Here is a 10355-nt window from a genome sequence, read left to right on the forward strand (position 1 = left end):
ACCGAAGCGGCTGTCGTCTTGTGCCAACGTCATGAAAGGAATCCATGATGACCAGCGAACCGATCCCGTCACCCTCATCCGCCGTCACCGACGCACACAATGTGATGCTGATCGTCGATGCCGAATCAGTGCTGGCGCGTTATCCGAACCCAAGTCTGGACGCTGCCGCGCCAACGAGCATTACCGATGGATTTATCTTTTTCGCCATAGGTAATAACTCGAAAGAAATAGTCATAAATGACAGCATGATAACAATCCAGGTCGAAATTGGCCGCGACCTGCACGTTCGTGGACGCTCCGTCAGCCTGATCGCCGAACACAGTGTGGTTGTGTACCGCATGGCAGTGGCTGACAGCGGCGTGCTTTGCGAACCGAACCTGCAAATTCATACCGACCTGACAGTGCCCGCACCCAACCCGGACGACCCGACAACACCGGGTAGTCGGAAGGCTGATGACCATTTCTGGACTTGTACGCCGAAGAAACCCGGCGAGGTGCAATGCGAATTGAGTTTCATGCTGGTCAATCAGCAGTGTGAGGTGGTGGGTTACTTCCACTGGACCGTCGACATTGAAATCAAGCTATAGAGTACCAATGCCAAAACCGGTCGGGAGGCCGGTTTTTCAGGGACATCCAGCACATCAATAGAATTTTCCCAAAGCCGTCAGTGTCTGAATTTCAAGCACTCCACCAATAAGGAACACGGCTATGAAATTCGCAAAAATCTCCCAGAAGCTCGCGATGGTGGCCGGTAGTCCCAAGACCTTCATGGGCGCATTGATCCTGATCGGATTGTGGGGCTTGAGCGGGCCGATCTTCGATTACAACGACACCTGGCAACTGATCATCAACACCTCGACCACCATCATCACGTTCCTGATGGTGTTCCTGATCCAGAACACACAGAACCGCGATACCGACATTCTGCATTTGAAGATCGATGAATTGCTGTTAGTGACCAAAGAGGCGCAGAACGCGATGCTTGGGCTGGAGGCGCTGGATCTTAAGCAACTGGAAGCGCTGCGCAGGCACTACCGGTCGTTGGGCGAGGGTGAGGTTTTCAATCTTGAGGGGCTGGGCGAGAAGAGCAAGTCGAAGCAGGATTTGAATGAGTGCTGAAAAGCAAAAGACCGCCGTCCACGGCAGCGGTCTTTTGATTGTGATTAACGGCTGGCCTGTAACTGGCGAGCCATTTGCAGATGGTTTTGCAGCTTGGGCAACGTCTCATCCGCGAAGGCTTTGATCTCCGGCACGTCAGTGTTCTGGGCCTCTTGCTGAATCTGCTCGATGGCCTCTTCAGTAGCTTTGACCTGACTCGCGGCATAGGCCTGATCGAAGGATGCGCCTTCAGTCACTTGCGGCATCAATTCTTTAGCCTTGCCGGCCAGTTCCTCACGCGGCGCGACCGGCAAGTCGAGCTTCTTGGCGATTTTCGCCAGGTGCTGGTTGGCCGTGGTGCGATCATTGATGACGACGATGGTGTAGTCCTTGACCTCTTTCGATTCGGCTTTGCTGTGGGCCAGACGACTGGCCTCGATGTCGGCCATGCCCTTGGCTGAGGCATCGTTGATGAAATCGGCGGGCGACTGGGCAAAAGCGCTGCTGGCACACAGGCCCAACAGCGATGCAAAACTCATGTTGCGTATACGGGTGGCCATCCGGCTCATGGTCGCGCCCTCCTCACTTGCGAAATTCAAGCGGGAGCTTACGCCCCCGCCTCTCAATCAAAACTACCTTCACCGACTACTTCGATTTCTGAGCGGGCTTGCGGCCCATATCTGGTTTTGGCTCTTTGTCGACGGTCGTTGTGGTGGTTTTCCCACCTTTGCGACCTGCTTCAGAGGCCTTCGTTCGATCGTTGGCGAAGTTTCCCGAGTTCGAGTTTCTTGAATTAGGCATGATTCTCTACCTCTTGGTAATGATCGTGGCGAGCAGGTGCCCGCCTAGATTGAGAATTTTCTGGCCAGCAAAGGTTTAGAAAAATTGCAGTCGCTGCGACGAACGGCGGCCCCGGATCAACTATTCAACGCGTGATGGTTCAAGCGTTTCACCGCGTACATCGCCTGATCGGCATGCCTAAACAGTTGCTGCTCCTCACCGCCGTGTTCTGGATAGCGGGCGACGCCAATGCTCGGTTCGATGTGCAGATTGTGGCCATCGAGGCGCATCGGCTGGACCAGAACCTGTCGGATTTTTTCCGCCACGCCGTCAGCATCTTCCGAGGCCTGAACGCTGTGCAGCAACACGACAAATTCATCCCCGCCAATTCTGGCCACGGTATCGGTTTCGCGCACACAGCCCTTGAGGCGGTTGGCCACGGTTTGCAGGAGCATGTCGCCCACAGCATGGCCGAAGGTGTCGTTGACCTGTTTGAAGCGATCCAGATCGACATACAACAAGGCCATGTGCCCGGATTGCTCGCGCGCGCCGGCCAACGCAGCCTTCAAGCGATCGCGCAGCAATTCACGATTGGGCAGTTGCGTCAGTTGATCGTACTGCGCCATGCGCCGCAAGCGGGCGTGCAATTGCTGGCGCTCGATGGCCGTGGCGACCTGGGCGCAAACGTATTGCAGCAGTTCCTTGTCTTGCTCGGTGTAGCGCTCGCCGCCGGGCAGGCTTTTGACGATCAAGGCACCGATGGTGCCGTTCTTCGAGTTCAACGGCACGCCAAGCCAGCATGGCGAGTTCTGCTCCGCCACCAGCGCGGCGAAATCCGCCGGGGAATCTGCACTGTCTGGCGTCAGAAGAATCGGCTGTCCGCTACGGATAACTTCCGCACACAGACGTCCAGTGACGGTGCCCGGTCGTTCGGGCTGCAATTCGTCATCGTCGACGTGATAGGGGAAATTCAGTTGTGCGCAGTGTTCATCGTACAGCGCCACGGAGAAATTCATCGCCGGCAGCCATTCGCCGATAATCAGGTGGATACGTTTGAACAGCGCCAGCAAATCTTCCGCCGCATGGGCCGCTTCGGATATCGCATAGAGCGCAGCCTGGCGCGATTCGGCTTGTTTGCGCTCGGTGATGTCGCGCGCCACGGCGATGCGCAGTTGGTCGACTTCCGACCAGCGCGCCGACCAGAGGATGTGCACGACGCTGCCATCCTTGCGCAGATAACGGTTTTCGAAGTTGAGCTTGGGTTCGCCGCCCATGATTTCGTTGGCGGCGGCGAGGGTGCGCTGACGATCCGCCGGGTGCACCAGTTCGATCATTTGTCGGCCGATCAATTCTTCAGGCGAATAGCCGAAAACCCGTTCGCAGGCAGCGCTGACAAAAACGAAGCGGCCTTGCTTGTCGACCGCGCAAACGGCGTCCAGCAACAGGTCGATAAAACTCGCCAACGGCGCGGAATTTCGGCTTTCCATGGTTCGGCGTGAGTGTCCGGGTAATGCAGCACTGATCAACCATCCCTGACCTCTTGATTGCGCCTCCCTGCACACACCTTCAAGCCTTGTTCGGCATCAGTCCCGGCAGCGCATGCACCAGCGCGTTGATGGCGAAACCGATAAACATCACGCCACACAGGCGGGTGATCAACAATTCGTGACGCTGATACAGCGTGCGTACCCGTTGCGCGCCGACCACGCCAATCAGAATAGCGTAGGCCAGCAAGCCGCCGAGGAAACTCAGGGCAATCAGCGCCGGCAGCATCGACCAGTTGAGCAGTTCGGCGCGGCTCGACAGGAGCGCGGTGAAGGTCGCGACCGCCACCGGGTAGGCCTTGGGATTGGTCAAGCCAAACAGAATGCCGTGCCAGAACGGCTTGCGCGCCGCGCCTTGCGGTTCGTCACCGTTGCTGCGCTGGGCGCGCACCGCGCGCCAGCCAAGCCAGAACAGGTACACACCGCTGAGCACACCGAGCACATCAAACGCGGTGCTGCCGATTTCCCGAGCGCCGACAATCGCGATCAGCGCCGTGCTGCACCAGACCACATCGCCGAGCAGATGTCCGCAAAGAAACCCCGCCCCGGCCCGCCGCCCGTGGGCTGCGCCGATGCCGAATACCGCCAGCACACCCGGCCCGGGCGTAATGCCATAAATGAAACCCGAGGCCAGCACGGCCATTAGCAACGATGGAGTCATGGAAAACCTGCAAGCGGCAGAACACGTGGCCGCCAGTCTATAACAGACAAATGTGTCTGATCATGACTCGTCGTAAAAACGCATGCCGGCGTACGGTTTTTGCCGACACGCTGCCAGCCGTGAAGCGAGATCGCCGACGTGAACTTCGAGCTTGTGGCCGTCGGGATCGAGGAAGTAGAACGACGCGCCTTCGCTGCGGTTGTCGCGCCATTCCCGCACGTTCGCGCCTTTTAGCGTCTGCACGAACGTTGAAAAATCGGCTGCAGTGAGGCTAAACGCGTAATGGGTGTAGTCGACGCACGGTTCGCTTGAACGCAGCGGATCAAGCGACAGACACAACCACAGCCCCGGCAGCGAAAGGTAAGCACCGGCGTCCCACGTGGCTTCGACGCGCAGCTGCAACACATCGCGATAGAACGCCAGACTGCGCTGCAAATCGCTGACCGCGAGGGTCAGATGGTTGAGGCCGGTGAGCATACGGTCAGTAACCTCTGAGGTCTTCGGGGACGATGTATTGCTGGCCGTCGTAGGTCAGGACGACGCGAGTTTTCTTCATATCGATCGTTTTCGAGATGCACTCCTTGCCCGACAGGAAGGATTTGTAAACTGAACCACTCGAGCTGACGATCAGATCGGCAAAACCATGGTGGCTCGTCGCGCCGATATCAACAGTCCTGCGGATTTGCGTGTCTTCGGTGGCACACTCATCCGTCCCTTCGCCGAACTCCTTGCGAATCACCAAGCCTTCCAGCACCGGGCGCAACTTGTTGCCTTCGCGCACATATAACGCCAAATCGGTTTTTGCGTAAGGATTGGCTCTGGAGCCGTGACTGGCGAATTTCGAACGCAATCCGAATGCACGGACATCTGCTGCCAATCGGTAGCGGGCCGTATCGATTGTCAGATCGTCGAAACTGATTGCATCGGAATTGTAGGCACCCGGCTTTGCATAAGTAGCGAGGCTCTTGCCGCTTGTCGAACTGACGAGCGCCAGTTCCAGATCGAACACGCCCATCTCATCGTCGCCCGAATCCGAGAGAAATGAAGACTTCGCCGCAATCGACTGATCGTTGAACGCCGGCCACGCTTTGCAGCGCGAAAGGGAATGGCCGTCGAACTTCTTCACTTCGCAGGCGGCCTGGGCTTGGGCGGCCATCGTTAAAAGGCCCATCGCGATGAAAGAGCCCAGCAATGTAGTACGTGAGAACATTATTCTTCCTTGAGTAAAAGACATCGGTCTTAGAGGCCTTTGAAATCTTCAGGCATTACGTAGTTTTTGCCGTCATAGCGAAGTGTCGTCAAGACAGGTTTTTGCGTGACGGTATTGGATACACACGCCTCGCCTTCGCCCGCGCCAACAGTCGAACTACGGATCGTTTTGATCATCAGATCGGCATAACCATGGCTGCTGGTCTTGGCCAACGCCACGGTTCGCGTAGTCTCGTAGCGCTCCCCCGCACAATTGCCATCCCACTCCCCGCCATATTCATAAACCACCAGCCGATCCATGACAGGACGCAATGCGTTGCCGTCTTTCACATAGAGCGACAACCAGGTTTCATCCACAGGATTCACGCGCGAAGAGCCTTTGAACCGTACTCGCACGCCAAAGGCCTGCAATTGCGGCGCGAGCTTATAGCGAGCGGTATCGAATTTCAGTTCGTCCAGCGCGATGGCATCAACAGAGAATGCAGAGGGCTGATAAAAGCTCGCTAACGGCTTTGAATCTCCGCTCGCCACCAAGGACAAGCGCAGGTCGTAAAACCCCACAGTCCCTGACTCGCCATGCACGGGATCGGGCGAGAAGTTGGCGGCGGCGGTGAGCGTCAGCGCTGGATATGCCGGCCAATCTTTGCAGATGGAAAAATCCATCTCATGCGCCTTTGGCGCCGGCGTGCAATCGGCCGATGCCTGCCCCGCCAGCAACCACCCGCACAATGCCGCACACCCGATCCAGCCAGACTTCACTGTCACTTCCCGCTCCTTGAGCACTTTTCAGCCGCGCACTATCCGCTGCTGTATCGGCCCTTTCAACCGAAACATCAGTAAACCAAAGTGCATTTCCCGCTTGGTAGCGAGAAGTCGTTGACGGCGTTGCGGGCGTTGGGGCGATGTTGGCGATTGCCAGGGTGGTGTTGATTCGTGTGTTTGAGAAGAATGGGGTGGCTGTTAACTGATGGAACCAATCCGTGATTTATCAGTGTCTGGAAGTCAGTCTTCGCGAGCAGGCTCGCTCCCACAGGGATCGCGTTTCTTCAGTTGAAATGCGATCAAATGTGGGAGCGAGCCTGCTCGCGAAGGCGTCATTGCAGGCACCGCAAATCTCAGAACTTATCGAGCGTGCGCAGTTTCTGCGGCAACCCCCACAGCAACAGTGCCGCAGCAATCAGCGCCGCTACGCCAATCACGTATAGCGCCGGCGTGGTGCTGCCGGTCAGATCCTTGATCCGCCCTACCATCACCGGGCTGACGATTCCGCCGAATTGTCCCAGCGTATTGATCACCGCAATCCCGCCCGCCGCACCGGCGCCAGCCCCGGCCAACAACTTCGGTGGCAGCGTCCAGAAGCTCGGAATCGAGGCAATGATCCCGGCGCCAAGCAAGCCAAGGGCAACGATCAGAAACGTGGTGTGACTGGCGAAAATCCCCGCACTGAAAAAGCCGATCGCACCGACGACGACCAGCCCGGCGACAAATTTGCGCCGCTCACCGGTGGCATCCGACAAACGCCCGATCACCACCATGCTGATTGCCCCGCAAATGTACGGAATGGCCGTCAGCAGACCGATCATCACCGGGCTCTCGGTACCGGCGCTGCGGATCAGTTGTGGCGCCCAGAAATTCAGACCGTAAGACGCCACCTGAATCAGGAAGTAGATCAGCCCCAAGGTCAGAAAACCCGGAATCTTCAACGCCGCCAGCAACGAACCGCCGCTCTTGTGCGGTTCATGCTGGGCGATGCGGCTGGATAGCAGTTTTTTCTCGTCAGCGCTCAGCCAGTGCGCATCTTCGATACGATCCTTGAGCTGCGTCAGCACTAGAAAACCGAGGCCGATGCACGGTACGCCGCCGAGCAGAAACAGCCAGTGCCAGCCGCGCATTTGCAGCACGCCGTCGAGGTGTTCCAGCACCAGTCCGGAGAACGGCGCGCCGACCAGACCGGCAAACGCCGAGGCGAGAAACAGCATCGAGGTGATGCGACCACGGAAGTGCTGCGGGAACCACAGCGTCAGGTAATACAGCACGCCCGGGGCGAATCCGGCTTCCATTGCGCCAATCACAAAGCGCAGCGCGTAGAACTGCCATTCGCTGTTGACGAACACCATCGCTGCTGTCGCCACGCCCCAGGACATCATGATTCGCGCGATCCAGCGCCGTGCACCGACCTTGTACAGCATCATGTTGCTCGGCACTTCGAACAGCACGTAACCGACCACGAACAGCCCGGCGCCGAGGCCATATGCGGTGTCACTCAGGCTCAAATCGGTCTGCAACTGGAACTTGGCGAAGCTGATGTTGATGCGGTCGAAAAAGGCGAACAGGTAACAGACCATGATCAGCGGCATCAGGCGCCAGGCGACTTTGCTGACCAAGGCTTTTTCAGCGTCGTGATCGACGGACGGACGGGCGCCCGCCTCCATTACATTGAGGCTCATAGCTTTTCTCCAGGCGGACTGCCGGTGGGCGTCCGATTGTTTTTGTTGTCTGGTTATGACGCTCACTGTGGAGCGTTTTTTTGTGGGAGCGAGCTTGCTCGCGAAGGCGTCGAGTCAGTCGAAATCAAATGTGAATGACACACCGTCTTCGCGAGCAAGCTCGCTCCCACAGGGGGATTTGTATATTCAGGTGGGGATCGGGTGCAGGTCGCAATTGCGCCCGGCCTTGGCCAGTTGGCCGGGGACTTCGTGGCCCAACAGATCCGGCAAGCCACGCGAGAGTTTCAGCAACAGCGGCAAGTCGATACCGGTGTGAATGCCGATTTCAGCGCACAGGTTTACCAGGTCTTCAGTGCAGATATTGCCCGACGCGCCCGGCGCAAACGGGCAGCCGCCAAGGCCACCGAGCGCCGCATCGAAACGTCGCGCACCGGCCTCATAGGCCGCCAGCACATTGCACAAGCCCAGACCACGGGTGTTGTGAAAATGCAGGGTCAGATCGGCCGGCGAAACCCGCTGCAACACGCGCCGCACCAAGCGATCCACCTGTCGCGGATTGGCCATGCCGGTGGTGTCGGCGAGGGTGATGCCCGCAATGCCGAGTTCCTGGTAAGCGTCGACGATTTGCAGCACGCGATCCTCGTCGATCCGGCCTTCGAACGGGCAACCGAACGTCGTCGCGATACTGCCATTGAGGCGCACGCCGGAGCCGCTGGCAAACGCCACAATGTCACCGAACGCTGTCAGCGAATCCTCGCAGCGCATGCGCATGTTGGCCATGTTGTGCGTCTGGCTGGCGGACATCACCAGATTCAACTCGTCAGCCCCTGCCGCCAACGCACGTTGCGCACCTTTGAGGTTGGGAATCAGCGCGACGTAAATAACCCCCGACTGGCGTTGCATGCCGGTGAAGACTTGCTCGCCGTCACGCAGCGCCGGAATGGCTTTCGGCGAGACAAACGATCCCGCTTCGATACGGCTGAAACCGGCCAGCGACAGTTGGTCGATCAACGCGATCTTGTCAGCGGTTTCCACCCACGTCGGTTCGATCTGCAAACCGTCGCGCGGCGAGACTTCCTGGACGATCAGGGTTTGCGAATAGTCCGTGATCATTGCACCACCCCTTGGCTTTTCAGGCGTTCGATGTCGAGTTCAGTCAGACCGAGTCCTGCGAGAATACCGTCGGTGTGTTGGCCGAGTTTCGGCCCCGACCAGTTCACCTCGCCGGGGGTTTCCGATAGTTTCGGGACGATGCCGGGCATCTTCACCGTTGCACCGCCGGGCAATTCGGCATTGAGCAACATGTCCCGGGCCTGATAGTGCGGATCAGCGACGATGTCGGCCACCGAATAAATGCGCCCGGCCGGCACTTCAGCCGCTTCCAGCGCCACGAGCACGTCGTCGATCGGCAGGCTACTGGTCCAGTGGGTGATGGCGGCGTCGAGCAAACCGCTCTTGGCCGCACGACCATCGTTATGAGCGAATTCTGCTGCTTCAGCCAGGTCATCACGGCCGATGGTTTGCATCAGACGTTTGTAGATCGGGTCGCTGTTGCCGGCGATCACCACGTAAGCGCCATCCGCCGTGAGGTAAGTGTTCGACGGCGCGATCCCCGGCAAAGCGCCGCCGCTGCGCTCACGGACATGACCCAGCATGTCGTATTCCGGCACCAGACTTTCCATGACGTTGAACACACTTTCGGCCAGCGACACGTCGACGACCTGCCCACCGCCCTGCCCGGTCTTGACCCGCAGCAGCGACATCAGCGCGCCGATCACCGCGTGCAGCGAGGCCAGCGAATCACCGAGGCTGACGCCGACCCGCGCCGGTGGCGAACCGGGGGTGCCAGTGGTGTAACGAATGCCGCCCATCGCTTCGCCGATCGCGCCGAAACCGGGACGATCGCGGTACGGGCCCGTCTGGCCGTAGCCGGAAATACGCACAAGGGTGAGATTGGGGTTCAGCGCGTGAAGTACGTCCCAGCCGAGGCCAAGTTTCTCCAGCGCACCGGGGCGCAGGTTTTCGATGATGACGTCGGCATCGCTGGCCAGTTGCTTGACCAGTTCAATGCCTTCGGCAGATTTGAGGTTGAGCGCCAGGGATTTCTTGTTGCGTGATTGCAGATACCACCAAAGCGACGTGCCTTCGTGCAACTTGCGCCATTTGCGCAGCGGGTCGCCCTGACCCATGGCTTCGATCTTGATCACCTCGGCGCCGAACTCGGCGAGCATGCGCGCGGCAAACGGCGCGGCGATCAGGGTGCCGATCTCGATCACTTTGATCGCACTCAAAGGGGCAGTCATCGCGGGGTACCTCTTGTTCTTGGAATATGCAGCCAAGGCTAGAGGAACGATGATCGGGCAATCCAGCCTTCTCTCGGCAATGGGCGTTCGCGAAATGCGAACGCTCGAGGGGCTGTGGTGGATTCACGGCCGCCTTCGCGAGCAAGCTCGCTCCCACAGTGGATATGTGTTGAACACAGAATCTGCAGCCGCCACGGATCCCTGTGGGAGATTCTATGGTTCATGCCTAGCCCCTAAACGGCTTTAGGTGAGTATTCGCTCTGATTTTTCAGCAGAGCAAATACCACCCGGGCAAGCTTGCGGGCTAGTGCGA

At 58.5% G+C, this 10355-nt stretch carries 12 protein-coding genes; 2 read left to right on the plus strand and 10 right to left on the minus strand.

Annotation, left to right across the window (positions count from 1 at the left end; all coding sequences use genetic code 11):
• Positions 1 to 47: 47 nt before the first annotated feature.
• Together GTU76_RS17985 and GTU76_RS17990 are read left to right on the plus strand one after the other, a co-directional pair.
• Positions 48 to 587, plus strand: a complete 540-nt coding sequence (locus GTU76_RS17985; RefSeq protein ID WP_180699226.1) for an AidA/PixA family protein — start codon at positions 48 to 50, stop codon at positions 585 to 587.
• Between the two features lie 121 nt (positions 588 to 708).
• Entirely contained in the window at positions 709 to 1119 is a 411-nt protein-coding gene (locus tag GTU76_RS17990; RefSeq protein WP_007911483.1) for a low affinity iron permease family protein, read from the plus strand.
• A gap of 44 nt (positions 1120 to 1163) precedes the next feature.
• Here the strand turns inward: GTU76_RS17990 and GTU76_RS17995 are convergent, their stop codons facing one another.
• The 10 genes from GTU76_RS17995 to GTU76_RS18040 form a co-directional block, all read right to left on the minus strand.
• Positions 1164 to 1667 (minus strand): DUF4142 domain-containing protein, encoded by a 504-nt coding sequence (locus GTU76_RS17995; RefSeq protein ID WP_016982771.1) that lies wholly within the window; start codon positions 1665 to 1667, stop codon positions 1164 to 1166.
• A gap of 76 nt (positions 1668 to 1743) precedes the next feature.
• Positions 1744 to 1899: a KGG domain-containing protein gene (locus GTU76_RS18000; RefSeq protein ID WP_007911485.1), complete on the minus strand. Its 156-nt coding sequence runs from the start codon at positions 1897 to 1899 to the stop codon at positions 1744 to 1746.
• A 116-nt stretch (positions 1900 to 2015) separates the two neighbouring features.
• Entirely contained in the window at positions 2016 to 3365 is a 1350-nt protein-coding gene (locus GTU76_RS18005) for a sensor domain-containing protein (RefSeq protein ID WP_180699227.1), read from the minus strand.
• A gap of 79 nt (positions 3366 to 3444) precedes the next feature.
• Positions 3445 to 4083 carry a LysE family translocator gene (locus GTU76_RS18010; protein ID WP_180699228.1) on the minus strand — a complete coding sequence of 213 codons (639 nt, stop codon included), beginning with the start codon at positions 4081 to 4083 and terminating at the stop codon, positions 3445 to 3447.
• A gap of 60 nt (positions 4084 to 4143) precedes the next feature.
• Positions 4144 to 4560 (minus strand): fosfomycin resistance glutathione transferase, encoded by a 417-nt coding sequence (gene fos / locus GTU76_RS18015; RefSeq protein WP_016982775.1) that lies wholly within the window; start codon positions 4558 to 4560, stop codon positions 4144 to 4146.
• Positions 4561 to 4564: 4 nt separating this feature from the next.
• Complete coding sequence (locus GTU76_RS18020; RefSeq protein ID WP_016982776.1) at positions 4565 to 5293, minus strand: PA3715 family protein; 729 nt, start codon at positions 5291 to 5293, stop codon at positions 4565 to 4567.
• Positions 5294 to 5322: 29 nt separating this feature from the next.
• Complete coding sequence (locus tag GTU76_RS18025) at positions 5323 to 6057, minus strand: PA3715 family protein (RefSeq protein WP_180699229.1); 735 nt, start codon at positions 6055 to 6057, stop codon at positions 5323 to 5325.
• Positions 6058 to 6407: 350 nt separating this feature from the next.
• Positions 6408 to 7739, minus strand: a complete 1332-nt coding sequence (locus tag GTU76_RS18030) for an MFS transporter (protein WP_180699230.1) — start codon at positions 7737 to 7739, stop codon at positions 6408 to 6410.
• A gap of 186 nt (positions 7740 to 7925) precedes the next feature.
• A complete protein-coding gene (locus GTU76_RS18035) occupies positions 7926 to 8852 on the minus strand; it encodes a hydroxymethylglutaryl-CoA lyase (protein WP_180699231.1) in 927 nt (308 codons plus the stop codon).
• Entirely contained in the window at positions 8849 to 10042 is a 1194-nt protein-coding gene (locus GTU76_RS18040) for a CaiB/BaiF CoA transferase family protein (protein ID WP_180699232.1), read from the minus strand. Before GTU76_RS18040 ends, GTU76_RS18035 begins: the two co-directional genes overlap by 4 nt.
• Positions 10043 to 10355 lie beyond the last annotated feature (313 nt).

Source organism: Pseudomonas crudilactis (assembly GCF_013433315.1).
Lineage (GTDB): Bacteria > Pseudomonadota > Gammaproteobacteria > Pseudomonadales > Pseudomonadaceae > Aquipseudomonas > Aquipseudomonas crudilactis.